This window comes from Rhodococcoides corynebacterioides NBRC 14404, from assembly GCF_001894765.1.
GTDB classification, from domain to species: domain Bacteria; phylum Actinomycetota; class Actinomycetes; order Mycobacteriales; family Mycobacteriaceae; genus Rhodococcoides; species Rhodococcoides corynebacterioides.
Map to the genome: position 1 here is coordinate 268,453 of NZ_BCWV01000005.1, position 22,635 is coordinate 291,087.

At 72.1% G+C, this 22,635-nt stretch carries 21 protein-coding genes; 11 read left to right on the top strand and 10 right to left on the bottom strand.

What is annotated here, in order from left to right; genetic code table 11:
• Positions 1-32: 32 nt before the first annotated feature.
• From RC2_RS13735 to RC2_RS13745, 3 genes are all read right to left on the bottom strand, one after another.
• The gene (locus RC2_RS13735; protein ID WP_082833963.1) at positions 33-248 is read right to left on the bottom strand and encodes a hypothetical protein; all 216 of its coding nucleotides are present in this window, start codon (positions 246-248) and stop codon (positions 33-35) included.
• 23 nt (positions 249-271) lie between these two features.
• Positions 272-2,128: a DUF222 domain-containing protein gene (locus tag RC2_RS13740; RefSeq protein ID WP_072681528.1), complete on the bottom strand. Its 1,857-nt coding sequence runs from the start codon at positions 2,126-2,128 to the stop codon at positions 272-274.
• Between the two features lie 101 nt (positions 2,129-2,229).
• Complete coding sequence (locus RC2_RS13745) at positions 2,230-3,192, bottom strand: 5'-3' exonuclease (RefSeq protein WP_068149389.1); 963 nt, start codon at positions 3,190-3,192, stop codon at positions 2,230-2,232.
• Positions 3,193-3,260: 68 nt separating this feature from the next.
• Here RC2_RS13745 and RC2_RS13750 point away from each other — a divergent pair, with 68 nt between their 5' ends.
• A complete protein-coding gene (locus tag RC2_RS13750) occupies positions 3,261-4,379 on the top strand; it encodes a M24 family metallopeptidase (protein WP_068149392.1) in 1,119 nt (372 codons plus the stop codon).
• On the top strand, positions 4,376-5,134 hold the full coding sequence (locus tag RC2_RS13755) for a maleylpyruvate isomerase N-terminal domain-containing protein (protein ID WP_068149394.1): 759 nt from the start codon (positions 4,376-4,378) through the stop codon (positions 5,132-5,134). Before RC2_RS13750 ends, RC2_RS13755 begins: the two co-directional genes overlap by 4 nt.
• On the opposite strand, the gene RC2_RS13760 is transcribed toward RC2_RS13755, so the two are convergent.
• On the bottom strand, positions 5,131-5,535 hold the full coding sequence (locus RC2_RS13760; protein ID WP_068149426.1) for a PPOX class F420-dependent oxidoreductase: 405 nt from the start codon (positions 5,533-5,535) through the stop codon (positions 5,131-5,133). The two genes, RC2_RS13755 and RC2_RS13760, sit on opposite strands and share 4 nt — an antisense overlap.
• Before the next feature lie 56 nt (positions 5,536-5,591).
• Here RC2_RS13760 and dprE2 point away from each other — a divergent pair, with 56 nt between their 5' ends.
• The 4 genes from dprE2 to RC2_RS13780 are packed head-to-tail and all read left to right on the top strand — an operon-like array spanning position 5,592 to position 9,136.
• Complete coding sequence (gene dprE2, locus RC2_RS13765; protein WP_068149396.1) at positions 5,592-6,353, top strand: decaprenylphospho-beta-D-erythro-pentofuranosid-2-ulose 2-reductase; 762 nt, start codon at positions 5,592-5,594, stop codon at positions 6,351-6,353.
• Complete coding sequence (locus RC2_RS13770; RefSeq protein WP_068149429.1) at positions 6,350-7,567, top strand: bifunctional cobalt-precorrin-7 (C(5))-methyltransferase/cobalt-precorrin-6B (C(15))-methyltransferase; 1,218 nt, start codon at positions 6,350-6,352, stop codon at positions 7,565-7,567. Before dprE2 ends, RC2_RS13770 begins: the two co-directional genes overlap by 4 nt.
• Positions 7,564-8,313 (top strand): precorrin-4 C(11)-methyltransferase, encoded by a 750-nt coding sequence (cobM, locus tag RC2_RS13775; RefSeq protein WP_068149399.1) that lies wholly within the window; start codon positions 7,564-7,566, stop codon positions 8,311-8,313. The genes RC2_RS13770 and cobM overlap by 4 nt, the downstream gene beginning before the upstream one ends.
• A 37-nt stretch (positions 8,314-8,350) precedes the next feature.
• Positions 8,351-9,136: a cobalt-precorrin-6A reductase gene (locus tag RC2_RS13780; RefSeq protein ID WP_068149402.1), complete on the top strand. Its 786-nt coding sequence runs from the start codon at positions 8,351-8,353 to the stop codon at positions 9,134-9,136.
• Here RC2_RS13780 and cobJ read toward each other — a convergent pair.
• Both cobJ and RC2_RS13790 read right to left on the bottom strand, forming a co-directional pair.
• Positions 9,096-10,589: a precorrin-3B C(17)-methyltransferase gene (gene cobJ, locus RC2_RS13785; RefSeq protein WP_068149407.1), complete on the bottom strand. Its 1,494-nt coding sequence runs from the start codon at positions 10,587-10,589 to the stop codon at positions 9,096-9,098. The two genes, RC2_RS13780 and cobJ, sit on opposite strands and share 41 nt — an antisense overlap.
• On the bottom strand, positions 10,586-11,212 hold the full coding sequence (locus tag RC2_RS13790; protein WP_068149410.1) for a precorrin-8X methylmutase: 627 nt from the start codon (positions 11,210-11,212) through the stop codon (positions 10,586-10,588). Before RC2_RS13790 ends, cobJ begins: the two co-directional genes overlap by 4 nt.
• Before the next feature lie 93 nt (positions 11,213-11,305).
• Between RC2_RS13790 and RC2_RS13795 the strand changes: the two genes are divergently transcribed.
• Entirely contained in the window at positions 11,306-11,671 is a 366-nt protein-coding gene (locus RC2_RS13795) for a hypothetical protein (protein WP_068149413.1), read from the top strand.
• Positions 11,672-11,678: 7 nt separating this feature from the next.
• Here the strand turns inward: RC2_RS13795 and cobG are convergent, their stop codons facing one another.
• Entirely contained in the window at positions 11,679-12,806 is a 1,128-nt protein-coding gene (gene cobG, locus RC2_RS13800; protein WP_068149416.1) for a precorrin-3B synthase, read from the bottom strand.
• A gap of 187 nt (positions 12,807-12,993) precedes the next feature.
• Here cobG and cobN point away from each other — a divergent pair, with 187 nt between their 5' ends.
• Together cobN and RC2_RS13810 are read left to right on the top strand one after the other, a co-directional pair.
• Entirely contained in the window at positions 12,994-16,596 is a 3,603-nt protein-coding gene (gene cobN, locus RC2_RS13805; protein WP_068149419.1) for a cobaltochelatase subunit CobN, read from the top strand.
• A gap of 18 nt (positions 16,597-16,614) precedes the next feature.
• Complete coding sequence (locus RC2_RS13810; RefSeq protein ID WP_068101363.1) at positions 16,615-16,995, top strand: PPOX class F420-dependent oxidoreductase; 381 nt, start codon at positions 16,615-16,617, stop codon at positions 16,993-16,995.
• A gap of 4 nt (positions 16,996-16,999) precedes the next feature.
• On the opposite strand, the gene RC2_RS13815 is transcribed toward RC2_RS13810, so the two are convergent.
• From RC2_RS13815 to RC2_RS13825, 3 genes are read right to left on the bottom strand one after another with little or no spacing between them, the layout of a single operon-like run.
• Complete coding sequence (locus tag RC2_RS13815) at positions 17,000-18,391, bottom strand: metallopeptidase TldD-related protein (RefSeq protein WP_068149423.1); 1,392 nt, start codon at positions 18,389-18,391, stop codon at positions 17,000-17,002.
• Positions 18,388-19,920 (bottom strand): TldD/PmbA family protein, encoded by a 1,533-nt coding sequence (locus RC2_RS13820; RefSeq protein ID WP_072681530.1) that lies wholly within the window; start codon positions 19,918-19,920, stop codon positions 18,388-18,390. Before RC2_RS13820 ends, RC2_RS13815 begins: the two co-directional genes overlap by 4 nt.
• A gap of 1 nt (position 19,921) precedes the next feature.
• The gene (locus RC2_RS13825) at positions 19,922-20,689 is read right to left on the bottom strand and encodes a TSUP family transporter (protein WP_068150034.1); all 768 of its coding nucleotides are present in this window, start codon (positions 20,687-20,689) and stop codon (positions 19,922-19,924) included.
• Between the two features lie 35 nt (positions 20,690-20,724).
• Between RC2_RS13825 and RC2_RS13830 the strand changes: the two genes are divergently transcribed.
• The gene (locus tag RC2_RS13830; RefSeq protein WP_068150018.1) at positions 20,725-21,930 is read left to right on the top strand and encodes a sensor histidine kinase; all 1,206 of its coding nucleotides are present in this window, start codon (positions 20,725-20,727) and stop codon (positions 21,928-21,930) included.
• A 10-nt stretch (positions 21,931-21,940) separates the two neighbouring features.
• Positions 21,941-22,600: a response regulator gene (locus tag RC2_RS13835; protein ID WP_068150015.1), complete on the top strand. Its 660-nt coding sequence runs from the start codon at positions 21,941-21,943 to the stop codon at positions 22,598-22,600.
• Positions 22,601-22,635: the final 35 nt, after the last annotated feature.

The following is a 22,635-nucleotide window of genomic DNA, read 5'->3' on the forward strand; positions in this document are numbered from 1 at the left end:
GTCCGCAGCCAATTCGTGGACCAGCCGGAACCCTATTTTGGGAGGATGTTCTCCCGCGCGAAATAGGCGCTTGCGCGTTTGAGGATCTCGACCTCGGTCTCGAGGCGCTTCTTGTCTCGGCGCAACTGTGCCAGCTCGGCGCGTTCGCTCGTGGACAGACCGTCGACGCGGCCGGCATCGACGTCGTCGAGCTTCATCCACCTGCGCAGACACGACTCACTGATGCCGAGGTCGGACGCGATGCGCATGACACTCGCCCCCGGCTGACGTGTCAGGTCGACCGCCCGGCGGCGGAACTCCTCGGGATGGGCAGCGGGCATAGCTCGGACTCCTCTCCTGCAGCAGCAACGCTACAGATCAGGTGTCCGGGAAACCGGGTCAAGCTCCGGGCGTGTTTCTGCTCGGTGCGTGGGGCGGGGCGGGTGCGTTCGGTGAGTTTCGGCGTTGGTCTGCTGGCGGTGGGTGGGTCACCGAAGACGATGGTGTCGAGTCCGGGGTGGACGTCGTGGCCGGTGAACGCGGGGCCGAGGACGGTGCGTCCGTCGGGGATGGTGATGGTGCGGATCAGCCGGGCCGGGTCGGTGGGGTCGGGGTACTGGTCGTCGACGAAGTCCCCGAACGTCTTCAGGAGGTGGTGGAACCGGCACTTCGCTCCCAACCCGCCGGCCGACGTCGTGCCGCCGCGGGTGGGGTCGTGGTGGTCGTATTCGGTGATGTGGTCGAGGTCGGCCTCCCACGCCGGCTTGTTGCAGCCGGGCCAGGTGCAGAACTGATCCCGCGCCCGCACGTACGCATCGAGTGCCGCGGAGGGGCGGTAGGGGTTCGACGGCTGGGTCGCCGGGAGTGGGGTGTCGGTGCCGTCGCCGAGCGGGCGGATGACCGTCCGGGGGTCGGCGGCGAGGTCGCGGACGTGGGCGCCGGAGATGATGCCGATGCCGGCGAGGAATCCGACGCCGTCGACGGTGTCGAGACCGAGGGGCTCGTCGCATCCGTGCGGGCCGTCCGAGGACTCGTCGACCGCCGGCGACTTGGTGGAGGTTGGGTCCGCGGCGGCGTCGGCCTGGTTTGCGGTGCCGGGCTGATCCACTGCAACCGGTCCTGCTGCGACCGGTTCTGCTGCAACTGGTTCCGTCGCATCGTGCCGGACCGCGGGGGTGGGTTCGGTGTTCGGTCGGGGCAGGTGCTGTGGCGACCTGCAGACCCGCTCGGACTCCGGGGCGGGGACGGGGCCGGTGAGGGTGGTGGTGTCGGTGACCAGGTGGATCACGATCCGCGGCGCCGTCGCCGCGAACCTGCCGACGTCGATGTTCTTGTAGCGGCAGTCGGTGATGGGGCGGTCGCAGTCGCAGCCGAATTCGGTCCGGGTGACCAACGCGTAGTGCGCATCGGAGGCCCGCGCGGCCTTGGAGCGGGTGTCCTTGGGGCACACCTGCGCCGCGAGGCGGTGGACCGCGGCGGCGGCGAGGGCGGTGTCCTCGGCGGGCCGGGTGTCCGTCGTCGTGGCCATCCCGTCCCGCCCGGCCTCCACGGTGAACTCCCGATTCCGCTTCGCTGCCTCTCGGCGGGCGCGGACGGCGTCGGGGTCGCGGCGGTGCACCATCGTGTCGACCATGATCTCCATCCGCGCCGGCGACCACGACCCGGGCTTACGCAGAGCACGAGCGATGTCGGCGTCGACGAGGGCGGCGTAGCACTGCCCCTCGATGAGTTCGGTGCGGGAGACGATGGTGCGGATGTGGTGCGGGGTGACGATTCCGTCGCGTAGGCACTGCGCGACCAGGGGTAGCCGGTCGCGGAGGGCGACGGCGTCGGTGAGCAGGGTGCGGGCGGCGAACGGGGTGATCGACATCGTCGTCGCGATGGTCGCGGCGCAGCGAGTGAACGCATCGAGCTCACGCCGGTCCTCGTCCTCGAACGGTTCCACCAGTTCGGCGTGCATGGCGGCGGCGAGTTGGTATTCGAACCACTTCAGGTAGGACACCCCGGCAGCCGCGTGCACCAGGGCGTCCAGAGCCCGGGCAGAGGGGAGGTCGGTGGTGGCGGGCAGACCGAGGGCGGAGTGATCCAGCGCAGCCCACGGCGTCGCCGCCGTGCTCGCCGCACCTGCCCCCACCTGCACACTCGTCATGCCGCCGACCCCCCAGTCGCTCGTATGTTCGAGTATACCGGCACCCACCGACACAGTCGATGACACGCACGCACGAACCCGCGGGGCGAAGCCTGGCCGACCTACCGACCGCGGGCCATCGCCTTCCGGAGCCGCTCCGCGGAGTTCTCGAGGCCCAGCTCGGCAGCGAGGGCGTCCAGACGCTCGGGGTCGACGGGTTCGGTGGGGAGGTCGTCGGACGTGGACCACAGGATCTCCGCGTCGGTCACCACCCGCACCACGGGGAGGGCCGCGTCGATGTAAACCCGCGCCGCCGCGAGTTTGGCGCGCATGCCGGCGGCGAGGTCCGTGTCGCCCGAGTCGGCGGCGGCCAGCAGTGCTTCGAGCGATCCCCACCGCGTGATGAGCGACGACGCCGTCTTCTCGCCGACACCCTTGACCCCCGGCAATCCGTCCGACGAGTCTCCGCGCAGCAGAGCGAGTTCCGCGTAGGCCGGCCCGGGACGATCGATCGGAACGCCGTACTTCTCGGCGACCTCGGCCGGTCCGAAGAGCTCCGCCTTGGCCAGTCCACGCCCGGCGTAGAGAACACGGACCGGAACGGGCTCGTCCGCCACCACCTGCAACAGATCGCGGTCACCGCTGACGACCACCACACGATCGTGACGCTCGGTGGCGGCGAGGGTGCCCAGGACGTCGTCGGCCTCGAGTCCCTCCGCGCCCGCGGTCGCGATGCCCGCCGCCGCCATGAACTCGAGGATGAGGTTCACCTGGGGCCCCAGCGCATCGGGCGCTTCCTCCGCGTCCGGCCCGGCGGCCGATTCCTCGAGCACCCGGTGGGCCTTGTACGACGGGACGAGGTCGACCCGGAACGTCGGCCGCCAGTCGAGGTCGAGGCACACCGCGAGTCGCGTGGGCTGCGTCCGGGTGATCAGGGAAGCGACCATGTCGACGAAACCCCGAACCGCGTTCACCGGGCGCCCGTCGGGTGCGGTGATGGACTCGGGGAGCGCGTGGAACGCACGGAACCACAGACTCGCGGCGTCGAGCAGCAGGACGGTGCCGGGAGCGGAATCGTCGGTCATGGTGGCTCATCCTGCCGCATCGGGCCGTCCGCGCATCGGCGGACGGCCCGCCTCGATAGCCTGGCGACATGACGCGTTTTCCTGCCGAGGTGTACCGAGATCGACTGAGCCGAGCGGCGGAGCTGATGCGCACCGCCGGCGTGGGTGCGCTGCTGGTGACACCGGGTCCGGATCTCGCCTATCTCCTGGGGTCCCGCGCCGAGTCGTTCGAACGGCTCACCTGCCTGGTGGTCCTCGCGGACGGGGATCCGTTCGTCGTGGTCCCGCGGATCGAATTGGCCGCCCTGCAGGACTCGGCGGCCGCGGACCTCGGGCTCGAGCTTCGTGACTGGGTGGACGGGCAGAACCCGCACCGCATGGTGACCGACGCGGTGCCGCCGCAGGCTCGGGTCGCCGTGGCCGACGCGATGCCCGCCCTGCACCTGGTCCCGATTGCCGACGCGCTCGGGTCCGTGCCCGCTCTCGCGACGCCGGTGCTCCGCGAACTGCGCATGGTCAAGGACGCAGCGGAGATCGACGCGCTGCGCCAGGCGGGGTCCGCGATCGACCGGGTCCACGCCCGCATGGCAGAGCTCCTGGTGGTCGGGCGCACGGAAGCCGAGGTGGCGCAGGCGATCTCGGCCGCCATCGTCGAGGAGGGGCACACCGAGGCGGCGTTCGTCATCGTCGGTTCCGGACCGCACGGAGCGGACCCGCACCACGAGGTGTCCGACCGCGTCGTCGAGACGGGCGACGTCGTCGTCATCGACATCGGCGGCCCCGTCGAGCCCGGCTACTACTCCGATTCCACCCGCACCTACGTCATGGGGGAGCCGTCCCCCGACGTCGCGGCCAGGGTCGCCGTCCTCGAGCGGGCCCAGCAGGCGGCAGTCGACGCGGTACGTCCGGGCGTGACGGCGGAGGCCGTCGACGCCGCGGCGCGCGACGTGCTGGCCGCCGAAGGACTCGCCGAGGTGTTCCTGCACCGCACCGGTCACGGCATCGGGCTGTCGGTGCACGAGGAGCCGTACATCGTGGGCGGCAACGACATTCCGCTCACCGAGGGAATGGCGTTCAGCATCGAACCGGGGATCTACTTCCGCGGCGACTGGGGTGCGCGCATCGAGGACATCGTGGTGGTGACCGCCGACGGATGCGAATCGGTCAACACCCGCCCGCACGGCCTGACCGTCCTCGCCGGCCGATGACGCTCGACCACCTCGCGACGATCGGGCGCGAGGGCGATCGCCTGGCCGCCATGCCGGCAGACGCCCTGTCCGCGCCCGTCCCGACCGTGCCGGGGTGGACGCTCGAGCACGTCGTCCGGCACACGGGCAAGGTGCACCGATGGGTTGCGAGCGTCCTGCGGGCCGGCCCGGGTGCCGACGTCGCACGTATCGCGCGGGAGGACGTCGCGTCGTTGCCGAGAGGCCCGCAGGCGCTGGAGGCCTACCGTGACTCACTGCACGACGTGATCGAGGTGCTGGCCGAGACCGATCCGGAGCGGCCCACCGAGACGTTCGTCGGACTGCGGACCGCCGCGTTCTGGACGCGGCGGACGGCCCACGAGGTGAGCGTGCACCGGATCGACGCCGCCGACGCCGTGCATGCCGCCGGGGGTCCGGTGCCCGAACCGCTCGACGCGGAGTCCTCGGCGGACGGCATCGCCGAACTCACCGAGCTGCAGTACCGATTCCGGCTCGCCGCGGACCGCCTCGACCCTGCGGTCGTGGGATCGACGGTCCACCTCCATGCCACCGATCGTGACGACGTCGAATGGGTGATCACCCTCGGCGCGGACGGAGTCACGGCGCACCGGGGTCACGAGAAGTCCTCGGTAGCGTTGCGCGGCGACACGGCTGCGCTGTATCTCACGCTGTGGCGTCGCCGTCCGGTGGAGGCGCTCGACACGGTCGGCGATCCGGCTGTCGCCCGAGTCCTGCTCGAGGCGTCTCGCTTCTAGAGTCCGCGTAGAGACGCCGACCCGAGAACGCGCGACACCGCGATCTCGACGACGACGCGCTGCGGGTTCTCCCGCGGCGGCTTGTAGCGGGCGGCGTACCGATTCTCGGCGTCGCGCACGCTCTCGGCGTCCCGCACCACCCGAGACGGGCCCTCGAGGGTCAGCCAGCGAGCGCCGTCCACCTGAGTGACCGCGGCGTACCCGCCCCGCTCGGCGTTGCGGACCTTCTGCGACCCCTCCCGGGTGATGACGCGGGCGACCCTCGACTCGGCGTCCCACGTGAATCCGACGGCGACGACGTGCGGCGTCCCGTCCGGGCGCAGGGTCGCGAGCGTCGCGAGGTGGCGTTCGGTGAGGAACGCGACGGCGTCGGCGTTCAGGGACGAGGCGTCGCTGGGCATGCCGATCACGGTACCGGGGGGCGGCGTCGACCGGTCGGTGACGGACAGGGAGACACATGGAGGACACTGGGGCGGTGACAGATCCCGGAACCGTGGTGTTGTTCGGCGGCCGCAGCGACATCGGTGTCGAACTCGCCGCCCGAATCACACCGGGCCGACGGGTGGTGCTCGCAGCCCGGCGCAGTCACGACCTGGCGGCATCCGTCGCCCGCATGGAGTCCGCCGGCGCCGCGGCGGTGGGCACGATCGAGTTCGACGCCGACGACCTCGCGTCCCACGCCGACGTCCTCGCCCGCGTCGAGTCCGAGCACGGGTCGATCGGCACCGTGGTGATCGCCTTCGGCATCCTCGGCGACCAGGGGCGGGCCGAGACCGACGCCGCACACGCGGCCGCGATCGTGCACACCGACTACACCGCGCACGTTCACCTCCTGACGCTCGTCGCGGACCTGTTGCGCCGACGGGGATCCGGCGAGATCGTCGTCTTCTCGTCGGTGGCGGGGGTGCGGGTTCGTCGCGCCAACTACGTCTACGGCTCGGCCAAGGCGGGTCTCGACGGGTTCGCCTCGGGTCTGCAGGATGCGCTGCACGGCAGCGGAGTTCGGCTGGTGCTGGCGCGGCCGGGGTTCGTGATCGGGTCGATGACCGAGGGCATGTCGCCCGCGCCGATGTCGAGCACGCCGGAGCAGGTGGCCGACGCCGTCGCGACGGCCCTGCGCACCGGACGCGACACCGTGTGGATTCCCGGGCGCCTGCGTCCGGTCTTCGCGGTGATGCGGCTGCTGCCGCGGGCGGTGTGGCGGCGGATGCCGCGATGACGGTGATCGACGTGGTCGGGATCGGTGCCGACGGCTGGGACGGCCTCGCGCCGGCCTCCCGCGATGCGGTCGCAGCAGCCGAGGTGCTGTTCGGCTCGCCGCGCCAGCTCGACTCGGTCCCTGTCGACGTGACTCCTCCTGCCGGACGGCGCGTGTCGTGGCCGACGCCCCTGCTTCCGTCGCTGCGGTCGACCCTGGAGGAGCACGCCGACCGGCGGCGGTGCGTCCTGGCGAGCGGTGACCCGATGTTCCACGGGATCGGCGCCACCCTGGCGCGACTTCTCGGCGCGGACGCCCTTCGGGTGTTCTCGCATCCCAGCTCGGTCTCGCTCGCGTGTGCACGGCTCGGATGGTCGCTCCCCGACGTCGAGGTCGTGTCCCTCGTCGCCCGCGACCCCGCCATCGTGCTGCCCGCGCTGCACCCGTCTGCTCGGCTCGTGCTTCTCTCCGAGGACGACACCAGCCCGGTCTCCGTGGCGACCCTGTTGCGAGAGAACGGCTTCGGCGACGCGCGGCTGACCGTGCTCGAATGCCTCGGAGGAAGTGCCGAGCGGGTTCGCAGCGCGACGGCGGAGGACTGGCAAGCCGACGACGTCGACCCGCTCAACCTGATCGCAGTGGACGTACCGGGCGACGGACCGCGCCGGACCCGCAACCCCGGTCTGCCCGACGACGCCTACTCCGGCGACGGTCAGCTCACCAAGCGCGAGGTCCGTGCCCTGACGCTCGCCGTCCTCGATCCGTCACCGGGCGAACGACTCTGGGACGTCGGCGGCGGATCGGGCAGCATCGCGATCGAGTGGATGCGGACCCATCCGCGATGCCGCGCCGACACCTTCGAGCGGGTCGCCGGCCGTGCCCTGACCATCGCCGCCAACGCCCGCGCTCTGGGGGTCCCCGGCCTCACGATCCACGACGCGGCCCCGGCCGCCTTCACGAACGCGCCGACACCGGACGCGATCTTCGTCGGGGGCGGCGCGACGGCTCCCGGCATGCTCGAGGCCTGCTGGGCGGCCCTGCGACCCGGCGGACGCATCGTCGTCAACGCCGTCACCGCCGAGACCGAGGCCCTCGTCTTCCGCTGGTACACGGAGAAGGGTGGCACGTTGCGTCGCATCCAGATTCAGCGCGCCGAACCGGTGGGCGGCTTCACCGGATGGCGCCCGCAGATGCCGGTGACGCAGTGGTGCGCGGCGAAGGGACAGCGCCCATGACCGTGTACTTCGTGGGCGCCGGACCCGGCGCCGCCGACCTGATCACCGTCCGCGGCGCTCGGATCATCGCGTCGAGCCCGGTGTGCCTGTACGCGGGATCGCTCGTGCCGCGCGAGCTGTTGGCGACCTGCCCGGCCGAGGCGAAGGTGGTCGACTCCTCGCGCATGACCCTCGACGCCATCGTCGCCGAGATGGTCGACGCGAGCGCCCGCGGCGAGGACGTCGCCCGCGTGCACTCGGGCGACCCGTCGCTCTACAGCGCCGTGGCCGAACAGGCCCGTCGGCTCGACGCGGCCGGTGTCGACTACGCGATCGTCCCGGGCGTCCCGTCGTTCGCCGCCGCATCGGCCGCCCTCAAACGGGAGCTGACGGTGCCGGAGGTGTCGCAGACCGTGGTGCTGACCCGCATCTCGACGCTGTCGACCGCCATGCCCGAGGGGGAGGATCTCGCGACGCTGGCCCGCAGCCGCGCGACGATGGTGATCCATCTCGGCGCCCGGCAGATCGACCCCATCGCCGTCGAGTTGGCCCAGCACTACGGTGCGGACTGCCCGGTGGCCGTCGTGGCGTTCGCCAGCCGGGACGACGAGACGATCGTGCGCGGCACCCTCGCCGACATCGCCGCCGCGACCGTGGCCGCGGGCATCGTCCGCACCGCCGTCATCGTGGTCGGCCGGGTCCTCGCGGCGGAGGGGTTCCCGGACAGCTTCCTGTACTCGAGCGCACGACGCGCACTCGATCACTAGCGGTCACCCTCGTCGGGCTCCTCGTTAAGGTCGAGGCATGCACGTTCTTCTGCTGGGTGGCACGTCCGAAGCCCGCCAACTCGCCGCCGCCCTGAACGGGCGTCGGGGCATCGAGGTGACGTCGTCCCTCGCCGGCCGCGTCGCCGACCCCGCCCTGCCGGTGGGTCGGGTCCGCAGCGGCGGCTTCGGTGGGGTCGACGGGCTGCGCGCCTGGCTGCGCGAGCACGAGGTGACGCACCTGGTGGACGCGACCCACCCGTACGCGGAGACCATGACGCGTCACGCGGTGCAGGCCGGCGCCGAGGAGTCCGTTCCGCTGATGGTGCTGCATCGGGCGCCGTGGACTCCGTTGCCCGAGGATCGATGGATCGACGCGCCGTCGATGGCCGACGCCGCCGCCGTGATCACGGACCACCCCGAGTGGCACCGGATCCTGCTCACGATCGGGCGGCAGGGCGTCCACCACTTCGCGCACCTGGACGACCGCGAGTTCACGGCGCGGTGCATCGATCCGCCCGAGGACCCGATGCCCCCGCGCACCACGGTGCTGGCCGAGCGCGGACCGTTCGACCTCGACTCCGAACGAGAGTTGTTCGCGCGCACCGACGCCGACGTCCTGGTGACCAAGAACAGCGGCGGCAAACTCACCTCCGCGAAGTTGCGTGTGGCGCGTGAGCGTGGTCTGCCCGTCGTGATGGTGCAGCGCCCGGCGCTTCCCGACGACACCCCGTTCGTCTCCACGGTCGCGGAGTGCGAACGGTGGGTGCTGACGACGCAGCCGGTCAGGTCCGTGCCGACTCCGTCGAGTACCGACGAGACGTGAACACCCGGGGCGTCGGGCCCGAACGGTCCACCGCCGTCGTCGACGCACCCACGATGAGCAGGCACCGCATGTCGATCGTCTCGGGATCGAGGTCGACGAGGTCGACCACCGTCACCGACTCCTCGGGACCGGAGACGTCGCGGCCGACGATCACCGGCGTCGCCGGATCCCGGTACTCGAGCGCGATGTCCTTCAGCGCCGCGACCTGGTGCCGACGCGTGCGAGACGCGGGGTTGTAGATCGCCACGGCCATGTCCGCGGCCACCACCGCGCGCAGACGACGCTCGACGACGTTCCACGGCTTGAGCCGGTCGGACAGCGAGATGACCGCGTAGTCGTGCCCCAGCGGCGCACCCACCCGGCTGGCGACGGCGTTGGCTGCCGTCACCCCGGGACACACCCGGACGGGGACGTGCTGCCATCGCGGTTCGGCCGCCACCTCGAGCACGGCGGCGGCCATCGCGAAGACACCGGGGTCACCCGACGACACGACCACCACGCGCGACCCGCGGTCGGCCAGGTCGAGCGCCATCTCGGCGCGCTCGGACTCGACGCGGTTGTCGCTGGCGTGCCGACGCTGTCCCGGCCGCGCGGGCACCCGGTCGATGTAGGTGGTGTACCCGACCAGATCCGTGGCGCGCGCCAGTTCCTCCCGCACCTCCGGCGTCGTCCAGCGCGCGTCGCCCGGACCCAGGCCGACGACGACCACCTCGCCCGCGGCGGGCGCCTCGGTCGCCGCGTACGACGGGCTGGGGACGACGGCGATGGAGAAGTACGGCACGGCCGACTCGTCGACGTCGGCGAGGGACCCGACCCGCTCGCCGTCGGTGCTGGCGCGCTCGACGTACCGCGCCTCGTCCAGTCGTCCCGCATCCGAGAGCGCCTGGCGCACAGCGGGAAAGGTGCGGCCCAGCTTGAGGATCGCCGCCGAGTCCGTCTCCCGGAGACGACGGGTGAGCTCCGGCACCGGCAGCGTCCCCGGCAGCACGGTGAGCACCTCCTCGCCCTCCACCAGGGGCTCGCCGAGCGCGGCGGAGGCGGCGCTGACGCTGGTGACCCCGGGCACGATCTCGGTCTCGTAGCGGTCCGCCAGGCGCACGTGCATGTGCTGGTACGAGCTGTAGAACAGCGGGTCGCCGGCGGCCAGGAGCGCCACGGACCGACCCGCCGCGAGGTGCACCGCGAGACGCTCCGCGGCCTCGGTGTAGAAGTCCGCGATGGCGCCGTCGTACCCCAGCGGATGGTCGGTGGTGCCGGTGGTGACCGGGTAGACCAGGTGCTCCTCGATCTGGTCGCCGCGCAGGTACGGCTCCGCCGTGCGCCGGGCGATGCTGCTGCCGCGGGCGCTGTGGAACGCGACCACGTCCGCCTCGGCGATCACGCGGGCGCCCTTCACCGTGACCAGCTCGGGATCGCCCGGGCCGATCCCGACGCCCCACAGCTTGCCGGTCACTCCTGCTCCGTCGCCAGCGCGTTGACGGCGGCCGCCGTGATCGCGCTGCCGCCCCGGCGCCCGAGCACCACCAGGTGGTCGAGTGCGAGCGCCGACGACACGAGGTCGTCCTTCGATTCGGCCGCGCCGATGAAGCCGACCGGGCCGCCCACCACCGCGGCGGGCCGTGGCGCACCCGCCTCGAGCAGCTCGAGCAGACGGAACAGCGCGGTGGGCGCGTTCCCGATCGCCACGACGGCGCCGTCGAGCCGGTCGACCCAGAGATCCACCGCCGCAGCGGTTCTCGTGGTGTTCAGCGCCCGCGCCATCTCCGGAACTCTAGGATCGTTCAGCGTGCAGAGCACCTCGTTGTCCGCCGGCAACCGCCGCCGCGTGACACCCGCCGCCACCATCGTGGCGTCGCACAGAACCGGTGCCCCGGCCCGCAACGCGGCGCGGCCCTTCGCGACGACGTCGGGCGTCGACGCGATCGACTGCGCCAGATCGACCTCGCCGCAGGCATGGATCATGCGCACCACGACCTGCGCGACATCGGCCGGAAACGCCGACAGGTCCGCCTCCGCGCGGATGGTCGCGAACGAGCGCCGGTAGATCTCGTCGCCGTCGCGCACGTAGTCGTACATGGGAACCCACGATAGGGAGACGCGTCGTTAACAATGACGACGACCCCGACGATGTGACGGTCACCACCCCGTCGACGAATCCCGGGAGCGACCATGACCCACACCGCCCGCCGTGCCACCCTCGCCCTGCTCACCGTCGGCGCCGCCGCCGGAGCGCTCCTCGCCCCCGGCGTCGCCGCCGCCGCGCCGCTGCGGGGGCCGGACCTGCAGGTGGTGCGCTCGAGTGTCTGCACCGCCACCGTCACCAACCGCGGCGACGTGACCGCGACGGGTGTGCGGCTGCAGTATGTCGGCATCTTCTTCGCGAACGTGCCCGGCCGGGACATCGCACCCGGGGCGTCGGACCAGTTCGGCTACATCGACTGCAACATCGCTCCACAGCTTCCGGTCGTCGTCGTCGCCTATGCCGGCAACGGCGAGACGAATCCCTTCGACAACCTCGCGCAGGTGAACCCCTGACGGGGGCCTAGGTACGGCGATAGCCCTCGCCCGTCGCCACGACGTCGGTGACCTCGCCGACGGGTCGGCCGCAGCGACGCTCGCACCCCACCCAGTGCTCGCTGCCCGTGCCGATCTCGTCGGCGGCCACCGCCGCGTCGAGGTCGGCGCGGACGTCGGCGCGGGACTTGGCGCAGCCGGGGGAGCCGACGCACGAGCTCACCCGCGCCCAGGGCGACTCCGCGTCGAAGATCAGGCCCATCGGGGCGAGGACCCGCACCACCTGCTCCGCCGCCCACTCGTCGAGATCCACCAGGATCAGCGATCGCCACGGCGTGACGATCACGTCGCGCTCGACGGCGGCGAGGAACTCCGCGGTGCGCGCCGGCAGGACGCCGTGCGCGACGGTCGCGCCCAGCGCCACCGTCGCGTCGCGCTGGACGAACCAGCCGAGGGGCGCGGTGTCCGCGTGAGCGACGGGCAGGGGCGCCGCGGTGGCCGTCACGGCCAACCCGGCCAGCACGTCCGCCGCGCCGCCGGGGAGCTCGGCGATACGCCAGTGACCGTCCCGCGCCGCGCGGAACGCCCGCGCCGCCGCCACCATCACGTCCACCGCCTCGGCACGAGCAACCCGCACCCCGGTGTCCTGCCCGGCGAGGATCAGCGCGAACTCGTCGCCACCCACCGCGTGGACCCCGATGTCGGCGCCGAGGCCGGAGACGTCGCCCCGGCCGTCGTCGAGCGAGAACAGGATGCGCCCGGGCAGGTCGGCGAGCTCGGCGTCGGCGAGCAGCGCGTCGTCGAGATCGCCGACGAGGTCCCGCACGTCCGCGTCCCCGTCGACCCGACCCGACAGGGGAGAGGCCAGGATGTTGCGCACCCGCTCGTGCGTCTCCGACGGCAGCAGCCCGGCCTCGGCGAGACGACGCGCGAGCTCGTCGGGATCCGACACCGCCCGCAGTTGCACGTTGCCCCGTGAGGTGAGCACCAGGTCACCGTCCCCGAGCTCGGTCGCCGCGCCCGCGAGCACGCCCAACTGGGCCGAGGTGATCCGGCCGCCCGGCAGACGCACCCGCGCCAGGGCTCCGTCCGCCGCGAGGTGGACCTGCAACGCGCCGGGGCAGGCGTCGGGACGGGTGCGGTCGGGCGAGCTCACCGGTCCAGATTACGGACGGGCCCGATCTCGCCGTACGATCACGCCAGGAGCAGCGGGGAAGCCGGTGGGAATCCGGCGCGGTCGCGCCACCGTGACCGGGCGGTACTCGCCCGGAAGTCGGACCTCGGGCTGCTCGCCGACACACTCTGCCGATGGGGCGCGAACACCCCGAGGAAGGCACCACCGCATGATTCTGCTGCTCTCGACCTCCGACACCGACCTGCTCAGCGCCCGTGCGAGCGGCGCGGAGTTCCGGTGGGCCAACCCGTCGCGCGTCCTGGTCGACGAGCTCCCCACCATGCTCGAGGGCATCGACCTCGTCGTCGTCCGCATCCTCGGCGGCCGCCGCATGTGGGAGGCGGGCATCGACGCCGTCCTCGCGTCGGGCCTGCCGGTGGTGATGCTCGGCGGCGAACAGGCCCCGGACGCGGAACTGATGGAACTGTCCACCGTGCCCGCCGGCGTGGCCGCCCAGGCACACCAGTATCTCGCCGAGGGCGGTGCCGAGAACCTCCGCCAGCTCGCCTTCTTCCTCTCGGACACCGTGCTGCTCACCGGACACGGCTTCGCCGAACCGGCGCACCTGCCGACGTGGGGCCATCTCGATCGACCCGACAGCGACGCCACCGGTCCCACCGTCGCCGTCCTCTACTACCGCGCCCAGCATCTCGCCGGGAACGTCGGCTACGTCCACGCGCTGTGCGACGCCATCACCGCGCACGGCGCCCGGCCCCTGCCGATCTACTGCGCCTCGCTGCGCAACGCCGACGCCGATCTGCTGGCGACGCTGCGACGAGCCGACTCGATGGTGGTCACGGTGCTCGCCGCGGGCGGTACCAAGCCCGCCGGCGCGTCCGCGGGTGGCGACGACGAGGCGTGGGACGTGGCCGAGCTGGCCGCCCTCGACGTCCCGATTCTCCAGGGCCTGTGCCTGACCAGCCCGCGCGCGACGTGGGAGGCGAACGACGACGGCCTCTCGCCGCTCGACGTCGCCACCCAGGTCGCCGTGCCCGAGTTCGACGGGCGCATCATCACGGTTCCGTTCTCGTTCAAGGAGTTCGACGACGACGGCCTGAGCACCTACGTCCCGGATCACGAGCGCTGCGCGCGCGTCGCGGGCATCGCCGTGCGGCACGCGCGGCTGCGGCACATCCCGGCGGCGGACAAGCGCGTCGTCCTCATGCTGTCGGCCTACCCGACCAAGCACGCCCGCATCGGCAACGCCGTCGGGCTCGACACCCCGGCCTCGGCGATCCGCATGCTGACCCTGATGCGCGAGCACGGATACGACGTGGGCCCCGAGACCGGCGACGACGCCGTGCCGGGACTCGCCGCCCGCGACGGCGACGCCCTGATCCACGCCCTCATCGCGGCGGGTGGGCAGGACGCCGACTGGCTGACCGCCGAGCAGCTCGAGGGCAACCCGATCCGTATCTCGGCCGCGCGCTACCGGCGGTGGTTCGCGACCCTGCCGGACGACCTCCGCGAGGGCGTCGTCGAGCACTGGGGCGAGGCGCCCGGCTCGCTCTACGTCGATCGCAGCGCCGACCGGGACGGTGAGATCGTCATCGCCGCACTGCAATTCGGCAACGTCGTCCTCATGGTGCAGCCGCCGCGCGGGTTCGGCGAGAACCCCGTCGCGATCTACCACGATCCCGATCTGCCCCCGAGCCATCACTACCTCGCCGCCTATCGGTGGCTGGCCGCTCCGGTCGAGGACGGCGGGTTCGGCGCCGACGCAGTGGTTCACCTGGGCAAGCACGGCAACCTCGAGTGGCTGCCCGGCAAGACGCTCGGCATGTCCGCGTCGTGCGGAACCGACGCCGCGCTCGGCGATCTGCCGCTGATCTACCCGTTCCTGGTCAACGACCCCGGCGAGGGGACCCAGGCCAAGCGTCGGGCCCACGCCACGCTGGTCGACCACCTCATCCCCCCGATGGCCCGGGCGGAGAGCTACGGGGACATCACCCGGCTGGAGCAGCTGCTCGACGAGCACTCGAACATCTCCACCCTCGATCCCGCGAAGCTCCCCGCCATCCGTCAGCAGATCTGGACGCTGATGACGGCGGCGCAGATGCACAAGGACCTCGGCCTCGAGGAGCGGCCCGACGAGGAGGTCTTCGACGACATGCTCCTGCACGTCGACGGCTGGCTCTGCGAGATCAAGGACGTGCAGATCCGCGACGGCCTGCACGTGCTCGGCGAGGCGCCCCGCGGTGAGGCCGAGGTGGACCTGGTGCTCGCGATGCTCCGGGCTCGGCAGATGTGGGGCGGCGAGCGCACCGTGCCCGGACTGCGGGAAGCGTTGGGGCTCAGCGAGGACGGCGACGAGGCCCGCACCTCCGTCGACGCGATCGAGGAGCAGGCACGCGGCCTGGTCGCCGCCCTGGCCCGCGCGGACTGGGCCGAGAGCGCGGTCGACGACATCGCGGCCGGCCTGCCGGACACCGTCGCGGACATCCTGCGCTTCGCCGCCGTCGAGGTGGTGCCGCGCCTGCGCGCGACCGACCAGGAGGTCGAGCGCGTCCTGCACGCCCTGAACGGCGGCTTCGTGCCCGCCGGTCCCAGCGGCTCACCCCTGCGCGGGCTGATCAACGTGCTGCCGACCGGGCGCAACTTCTACTCGGTGGACCCGAAGGCCGTGCCGTCCCGCCTGGCGTGGGAGACGGGCCAGGCGATGGCGGAATCCCTGGTCGCGCGGTACCTGGCCGACCACGGTGAGTACCCGTCGTCCGTCGGATTGTCGGTGTGGGGGACCAGCGCGATGCGCACGTCCGGCGACGACGTCGCCGAGGTGTTCGCCCTGCTCGGTGTCGCACCGGTGTGGGACGAGGCGTCGCGCCGCGTCACCCGCCTCGAGGCGATTCCGCTCGCCGAGCTGGGCCGTCCGCGCATCGACGTCACCGTGCGCATCAGCGGGTTCTTCCGCGACGCCTTCCCGCACGTGCTCGCCCTGCTCGACGACGCGGTCCGGCTGGTCGCGGCGCTGGACGAGCCGGCCGAGCAGAACTACGTCCGCGCCCACATGCAGGCGGACCTGGCCGAGCACGGTGACGAGCGTCGGGCCACCACCCGCATCTTCGGGTCCAAGCCGGGGACCTACGGCGCGGGACTGCTGCAGCTGATCGACAGCAAGAGCTGGCGCAGCGACGACGACCTCGCGCAGGTCTACACGACGTGGGGCGGCTTCGCGTACGGGCGCGGCCTGGACGGTGTGCCGGCGGCGGACGACATGCGCGCGTCGTACCGCCGGATCGCGGTGGCGGCCAAGAACACCGACACCCGCGAGCACGACATCGCCGATTCGGACGACTACTTCCAGTACCACGGCGGCATGGTGGCCACGGTGCGCGCACTGACCGGATCATCGCCCGAGGCGTACATCGGCGACAGCACCCGCCCCGAGTCCGTGCGTACCCGCACGTTGCACGAGGAGACCTCGCGTGTGTTCCGCGCCCGCGTGGTCAACCCGCGGTGGATGGAGGCCATGCGGCGCCACGGGTACAAGGGCGCGTTCGAGATGGCCGCCACGGTCGACTACCTGTTCGGGTACGACGCCACGACGGGCGTCGTGCAGGACTGGATGTACGAGAAGCTCACCGAGAACTACGTGCTCGACGAGACCAACCGCAAGTTCATGGAAACGTCCAATCCGTGGGCGCTGCACGGTATCTCGGAACGTCTGCTCGAGGCCGTCGAACGCGGCATGTGGGCGGAGCCGGATCCGGCGATGCTCGCCGATCTGCGCGCGGCCTACCTCGAGACCGAGGGCGAGCTCGAGGGCAGCTGAGCGCCTAGTCTGGTGCGCATGACGAACCCCTTCGGCGAGGTCGGTACCGCGAAGTACGTCCTGTTGACCACGTTCACCAAGGACGGCACCCCGAAGCCGACGCCCATCTGGGCGGCCCTCGACGGCGAGGAGCTGCTCATGTGGACGCAGCGGGAGTCGTGGAAGGTCAAGCGGATTCGCAACACCCCGCGCGTCACCGTCGCCACGTGCGACCGCAGCGGCAACAACGCCGGCCCCGCGCTCGAGGCCACCGCGGAGGTGCTCGACGACGCCGGGACCGAGCGCACGCGGAAGGCCATCGCCGCCAAGTACGGCCTGGTGGGCAAGATCGGCGTCACGTTCTCGGCCCTGGTCAAGGGCAAGTCGAGCACCGTCGGACTGGCCGTGCGCCGCGCCTGACCCTCTAGCGCGCCGCGCTGACCGACGACATGTGGAAGTCCGGCACGCGCAGGGGTGGCATCGCGGCGCGGGTGAACCAGTCCGACCACTCCCGCGGCAGCGTGGGAACGGTCGCGCCCGCCTCGGTGGCCCGCCGGAGCAGATCCAGCGGGCTCTCGTTGAAGCGGAAGTTGTTGACCTCGGCCGTGATCCGCCCGTCCTCGACGAGGTAGACCCCGTCGCGCGTCAGTCCGGTGAGCAGCATCGTCGTCGGATCGACCTCGCGGATGTACCAGAGCGTGGTCAGCACCAGGCCACGCTCGGTCCGGGCCACCATCTCGTCGAGGGTGCTGCCGGTGCCGCCGGTCATCACGAGGTTGTCGCCCGGCACCGTCGGACGGGTGCCGAACTCGGCGGCCGCACTGCGCGGGTAGGCCAGCGCGGAGATCACCCCGTCGTCGATCCACTCGACACGCTCGGCGTCGGCGCCGTTGTCGAACACCGACACCGAATCCGACGACGCCTCGGCGACCACGAACGGTGCGTACTCGAGTCCCGGTTCGGCCGGGTCCGAGTACAGGGAGAGGCCGAGGGAACCGAGCCGCTCGCCGACGCGAGTACCGCCGCCGGGCGCGGACAGGGCCGTGCGGCCCTCCTGCGCTCCGCGTCCGTCCATCGACCACATCAGGTCGATCATGAGATCCGCGACGGCCGACGGCGGAAGGATGGTCTCGTAGCGGCCCGCCGGCAGTTCGACCCGCCGGGCGGACCAGTCCAGGCGCAGGGAGAGCTCCGCCAGCATGCCGTCGACGTCGAGACCGACGAAGTCCCGCGTGTGCGTGCCCACCCACGCGCTGGCACCGTCCAGCAGACCGCCGCGCTTGCCGTTGATCTCGAACGACCCCGTCGGTTCGACGGTCCGCCGCCGCACGCCGGTCGACGTGCCGAGCCACAGGGTGCGCACGGTGTGTCGGACGAAGCCGTAGAGGGCGTCGGCGCCGTCGAACCCCCGCGCGAGACCGGGCACGATCGACTCGAACACCTCGATGCCGCTGCGGGCGGCCACGTCGCCCCAGCCGGCCTCCGGCTGCTCGCCCGCGATCAGCGGCAGCGCGTCCGACGCCGGGGGAGCGGTGCGGGCGGCGTCCTCGGCGGCCCGGACCACCGCCACTACGTCGTCGGGGTCGGCACTGGTCGACGACACGGTGCCCACCCTGGTCGTCTCGCCGTCGCGCACGATGGACACCACCGTCCACGCCCGACTGTCGGCGATGCCGTTGGTCGTCATGGAGTTGCCGGCCCACCGCAGCGACGATTCGGAGACGTCGGCGACGAGCACGACGGTGTCGCTCACGGTCGCGGCGAGCAGAGCACGCTCGACCAGGTCGTGTCCGGCGAGAACCACGGGCGCGCTCATCGATCACCCTCCGTTCTGGTGTTGAGGACGTTCACTCCGCGGAACAGCGCGGCCGGGCACCCGTGGGACACGGCCGCGACCTGACCGGGCTGAGCCTTGCCGCAGTTGAAGGCGCCGCCCAGGCGCCACGTCGACGGTCCACCGACCGCCTCCATCGAGCCCCAGAATTCCGTCGTGGTCGCCTGGTAGGCGAGATCGCGGACCTGCCCCGCCAGCCGACCGTTCTCGATGCGGAAGAACCGCTGGCCGGTGAATTGGAAGTTGTAGCGCTGCATGTCGATCGACCACGACTTGTCGCCGACGACGTAGACGCCGTGCTCGACGTCGGCGATGAGGTCGTCGACGGTCCGGTCGACCGCCGGGTCCGGCTGCAGCGACACGTTGGCCATCCGCTGGATCGGCACGTGCTGCGCCGAGTCGGCGTAGGAGCACCCGTTGGACCGGTCCAGACCCAGGCGGTGGGCGAACACGCGGTCCAGTTGGTAGCCCACCAGCACCCCGTCCCGCACCAGATCCCACGACTGCGCGGCCACTCCGTCGTCGTCCCAGCCCACCGTGGCCAGGCCGTGCGGTTCGGTGCGGTCGGCGGTGACGTGCATGACCGGACTGCCGTACTGCAGCGTGCCGAGACGATCGGGCGTCGCGAAGGACGTTCCTGCGTACGCGGCCTCGTAGCCGATGGCGCGGTCGTACTCCGTGGCGTGGCCGATCGACTCGTGGATGGTCAACCACAGGTTGGTCGGATCGATCACCAGATCCGTCGGACCCGGCTCGGCCCCCGGCGCGGCGATCTTCTCCCGCAGCCAGTCCGGGATGCGCGCGAGCTCGTCGTCCCAGTCCCACAGGCCGTCCGGTCCGGCACCGTCGCCCACCAGGTACTCCCAGCCCCGACCCGTCGGGGGAGCGAGCGTGCGCATCGAGTCGAACCCCGTGTCCCCGCCGACGGACACCGCCTCGAGCTGAGGGTGCAGTCGCACGCGCTGCTGGGTGATGCGGGAGCCGGCCAGGTCGGCGTAGAACGTCTGCTCCTTGACCTGCTGCACCGACGCGGTCACGTGATCGATGCCGTCCGCCGCGGACAGGCGGGCGGACCAGTCGGCCAGCAGGTCCGTCTTCTCCGCCGTCGGCACGGTGAACGGGTCGATCGCGTAGTCGCTCACCCGCACGGCGTTCTCGTACACCGGTTCCGGCGCGAGGACGACCGGATCGCGGTTCAGGTCCCGCAACGCCAGCGCGACCCGGACCGCGGCGCTCGCCACCGCCACCGCGTCGTCGACGCGGAGCCCGGCGCCGGACGCGAACCCCCACGTGCCGTCCACCACCACGCGGACGGCCAGGCCCACCGCGCGGCCGTCGACCGCCGACTGCAGCGCGCCGTCGCGCAGCTGCAGGGACTGCGTGAGCACCCGGTGGACCCGCAGATCGGCGTGCGTGGCGCCCGCGGCGCGCGCCGCGGTGAGGGCCCCGTCCGCGAGCGCGTGCAAGGGAAGAGCCAGGAAATCGGCGTCGACGTCTCTCACCGACGTCACGCTAGCCGAATTGTTGCCAGCCGAGCCGGATCACGAGGGCCACGACCACCACCAACAGCACGACGCGCACGAAGCCGGCGCCGCGCGCCAGCGCCATCCGCGACCCCACTACCGACCCGACGACGTTCGCCGCCGCCATGGCGAAGCCCAGCGCCCACAGCACGTCGACCGTCAGCGAGAAGAACGCCAGAGCGCCGAGATTGGACCCCAGGTTGATCACCTTCGCCATCGCCGCGCTGCGCACGAACTCCGTGCCGAGCAGCGTGGCGAACGCGATGATGAGGAACGTGCCGGTGCCCGGCCCGAGAATGCCGTCGTAGAACCCGATCGCCACCGCCGCCGTGATCACCACCAGCACCACGCGGCGACGGGTCGGCGGCTCGCCGATCACCACCCCCACCGTCGGACGCGCCGTCACCAGGATCGCGACGCCGACGAGCACGACCAGCACGATGGGGACGAAGAGGTCCTTGTCGATCAGGCCGACCACCGCGGCCCCGCACGCCGACCCGGCCGCGGCGAGCACGCCGGCCGGCGCCATCAACCGCCACTGCAGGGGCACCCGGCGCGCGAAGGTCACCACCGCCGCCGACGTGCCCGCCACCGCCGCGAGCTTGTTGGTCGCCAGGATGGTCTGCTGCGTGGTCGCGGCCGGAGTCACCAGGAGCAGTGCGGGCAGCAGGATCAGCCCGCCACCGCCCACCACGGCGTCCACCCAGCCGGCGGCGAGGGCGGCCGCGAGCAGAACCGACCAGTCACCGACTCCCATGCCGGCCATTCGATCACAGCTAGAGTTCGACCCCGATGCGCCCGCTCACCACCTGGTTCCGAACCCACCCGTTCGCGGCGGACGGCCTCCTCGCCGCCGCGCTCTTCGCGCTGGAACTCACCGGACTGGCCGGCGTCGGTGAACCGGCGGTCACCGTCGCCCTCGCACTGGCGCTGGCGACCGCTCTCGCCTGGCGACGCCGCGCTCCGCTGGTGAGCGCCTGGGCGATCTACGCGCTGCTCGTGCTCGGCATCGTCGCCGACCGCATCGTGCGGTTCTCCGACGCGCCGCCGCCGGGCCAGCTCTTCGCGGTGGTGATGCTCTACACGCTCGTGCTCTACCGGGACCGGCGGCTCGCGGCGCTGTACGCGGGCGCGCTCCTGGTGGCGGAACTCGCCTCGCGCGTCGTTCTCGGGACGGACTTCGTCTTCACCGCGTTCTTCCTGCTGCTCTACGTACTCGCCTGGATCACCGCCGCCTACCTCGGCGCTCGACGCGCCTACATCGCGGAGGTCAGCGCCCGGCTCGCCGTGGCCGAGGCCGACCGTGATCGGCGCGCCGTCGAGGCCGTCTCGGCGGAACGCACCCGCATCGCTCGTGAGCTCCACGACGTCGTCGCCCACGCCGTCAGCGTCATGATCGTCCAGGCGGACGGGGCCGGCTACGCCCTCCGCGCGGATCCGGATCGCGCCGAGGCCGCGCTGCGCAACATCTCCACGACGGGCCGGGCGGCCCTCGCCGAACTGCGCCGCACCGTCGCCCTCCTGCGCACCGACGACGCCACCACCGCCCATCCCGAGTACGGCACGGCTGCCCTCGCCCGCGTCGTCGAGATGATGCGGGCCGCGGGACTGACCGTCTCGATGGAGATGAGCGGCGACCTCGACGCCGTGCCCCCGTCGATCTCCCTCGGTGTGCACCGCATCGTGCAGGAATCGCTCACCAACGCGCTCCGGCACGGCGGGGACCGGCCGCGCGCCGTCGTCGTCGTCACGAGGGCGGACGACGCGGTGACGGTCTCGGTGACCAACACGCCACGACGGCCGGGCGCGACCCCGCCGCCGGACACGGCGAGGCCGGGCGTCGAACTGAGCGGCACCGGATCGGGATTCGGGGTCATCGGCATGCGGGAGCGGGTGGCCGTACTCGGCGGCGATCTGCACGCCGGCGACGCGCCCGACGGCGGGTGGGAGGTACGCGCGGTGATCCCGCTCGACCCCGCCGAGCCGACCGCACAGTAGTTTCTCCGCCATGACCGTCTCGGTGCTCGTGGTCGACGATCAGGAACTGATGCGCATGGGCCTGGCGATGGTGCTCGGCGCGCAGGACGACCTCGAGGTCGTCGGCGACGCCGCGGACGGCGCCTCCGCACTCGCCGCCGTCGCCCGCCTGCGACCGGACGTCGTCCTGATGGACGTGCGCATGCCGGGTATCGACGGCGTGACCGCCACCGCCCGCATCACCGCGGACTTCCCGGACGTCCGAGTGGTGGTGATGACCACGTTCGATCTCGACGAACACGCCCTCGGCGCCCTCCGCGCGGGAGCCAGCGGGTTCCTGCTCAAGGACACCCCGCCGGAGGATCTGGTCTCGGCGATCCGCAGCGTGGCGGCCGGGGACGCCGTCGTCTCGCCGCGCGTGACCCGTCGCCTGCTGGGCAACCTCATCGCCGAGCCGCCCGCCGAACCGCGACCGAGCCCCGAGATCGACTCGTTGACCGACCGGGAACGCGAGGTCCTCCTGCTGATCGCGGCGGGCAGGTCCAACGCCGAGATCGCAGCCGAGCTGGTGCTGTCGGAGGCCACCGTGAAGACCCACGTGGGCCGCGTCCTGGCGAAACTGGGGTTGCGCGACCGAGTCCAGGCCGTGGTGCTGGCGTACGAGCGCGGGCTGGTACGGCCGGGTTCGTGACTCGGGAGAAAAAGACGGTGCTCGTGCGTTGATCG

Excerpts from the sequence above, each read along its gene's own strand:
- RC2_RS13735 (WP_082833963.1), bottom strand. The coding sequence starts at position 248 with ATGCGCATCGCGTCCGACCTCGGCATCAGTGAGTCGTGTCTGCGCAGG.
- RC2_RS13740 (WP_072681528.1), bottom strand. The coding sequence starts at position 2,128 with ATGACGAGTGTGCAGGTGGGGGCAGGTGCGGCGAGCACGGCGGCGACG.
- RC2_RS13745 (WP_068149389.1), bottom strand. The coding sequence starts at position 3,192 with ATGACCGACGATTCCGCTCCCGGCACCGTCCTGCTGCTCGACGCCGCG.
- RC2_RS13750 (WP_068149392.1), top strand. The coding sequence starts at position 3,261 with ATGACGCGTTTTCCTGCCGAGGTGTACCGAGATCGACTGAGCCGAGCG.
- RC2_RS13755 (WP_068149394.1), top strand. The coding sequence starts at position 4,376 with ATGACGCTCGACCACCTCGCGACGATCGGGCGCGAGGGCGATCGCCTG.
- RC2_RS13760 (WP_068149426.1), bottom strand. The coding sequence starts at position 5,535 with ATGCCCAGCGACGCCTCGTCCCTGAACGCCGACGCCGTCGCGTTCCTC.
- dprE2 (WP_068149396.1), top strand. The coding sequence starts at position 5,592 with ATGGAGGACACTGGGGCGGTGACAGATCCCGGAACCGTGGTGTTGTTC.
- RC2_RS13770 (WP_068149429.1), top strand. The coding sequence starts at position 6,350 with ATGACGGTGATCGACGTGGTCGGGATCGGTGCCGACGGCTGGGACGGC.
- cobM (WP_068149399.1), top strand. The coding sequence starts at position 7,564 with ATGACCGTGTACTTCGTGGGCGCCGGACCCGGCGCCGCCGACCTGATC.
- RC2_RS13780 (WP_068149402.1), top strand. The coding sequence starts at position 8,351 with ATGCACGTTCTTCTGCTGGGTGGCACGTCCGAAGCCCGCCAACTCGCC.
- RC2_RS13790 (WP_068149410.1), bottom strand. The coding sequence starts at position 11,212 with ATGTACGACTACGTGCGCGACGGCGACGAGATCTACCGGCGCTCGTTC.
- RC2_RS13795 (WP_068149413.1), top strand. The coding sequence starts at position 11,306 with ATGACCCACACCGCCCGCCGTGCCACCCTCGCCCTGCTCACCGTCGGC.
- cobN (WP_068149419.1), top strand. The coding sequence starts at position 12,994 with ATGATTCTGCTGCTCTCGACCTCCGACACCGACCTGCTCAGCGCCCGT.
- RC2_RS13810 (WP_068101363.1), top strand. The coding sequence starts at position 16,615 with ATGACGAACCCCTTCGGCGAGGTCGGTACCGCGAAGTACGTCCTGTTG.
- RC2_RS13815 (WP_068149423.1), bottom strand. The coding sequence starts at position 18,391 with ATGAGCGCGCCCGTGGTTCTCGCCGGACACGACCTGGTCGAGCGTGCT.
- RC2_RS13825 (WP_068150034.1), bottom strand. The coding sequence starts at position 20,689 with ATGGGAGTCGGTGACTGGTCGGTTCTGCTCGCGGCCGCCCTCGCCGCC.
- RC2_RS13830 (WP_068150018.1), top strand. The coding sequence starts at position 20,725 with ATGCGCCCGCTCACCACCTGGTTCCGAACCCACCCGTTCGCGGCGGAC.
- RC2_RS13835 (WP_068150015.1), top strand. The coding sequence starts at position 21,941 with ATGACCGTCTCGGTGCTCGTGGTCGACGATCAGGAACTGATGCGCATG.